A 523-nucleotide genomic window follows, 5' to 3' on the forward strand; every position below is an offset into this window, starting at 1 on the left:
GTTCGAGCGGCGCTCGGCGGCGGCCTTCGCCGCCCTGCCGGTGGACAGCGCGGTGTGGGCCGATCTCGACCGGCTGGAGGTCGAACATCGCCAGCTTGCCAGCGACATAGCCACGCGCTTCAACGAATTCTCGGAGCTCGACGAGCGTCTCCACCGGCTGATCCACCGCGCCTCGCACAACCGCTTCATCGTCGACTTCTATGACGTGATCGCGATGATCTTCCACTACCACTATCAGTGGAACAAGGCCGAGGAGCGCCAGCGCAACGAGGTCGCGATCCAGGAGCATCTCGCCTATATCGCGGCGCTGAAGTCGCGCGATCCCGCCAAGGTAGACGTCGCCTGCCGCAAGCACCTGAAGTCGGCGCGCCAGACGCTGCTGAGCTCGATTCCCGAGGGACGGCAGGCGCAGCCCGCCGACGGTACGTTGTCAGGCACATTTGCCCGGGCATGAACGGGTATCGCGCCGCGTTGCCGCAGCGCGGTTTTGCCGATTTTCCCGCCTTATCGTCCGTGTTACGGT

The 523-nt window shown here is 65.0% G+C and carries 1 protein-coding gene; it reads left to right on the forward strand.

Annotation, left to right across the window (positions count from 1 at the left end):
* Positions 1–454 (forward strand): FCD domain-containing protein (locus tag EOA27_RS39580; RefSeq protein WP_145970949.1); only part of this gene is annotated, 454 nt, incomplete at its 5' end.
* Positions 455–523 lie beyond the last annotated feature (69 nt).

It is taken from the genome of Mesorhizobium sp. M2A.F.Ca.ET.037.01.1.1 (assembly GCF_003998075.1).
Taxonomy (GTDB): Bacteria; Pseudomonadota; Alphaproteobacteria; order Rhizobiales; family Rhizobiaceae; genus Mesorhizobium.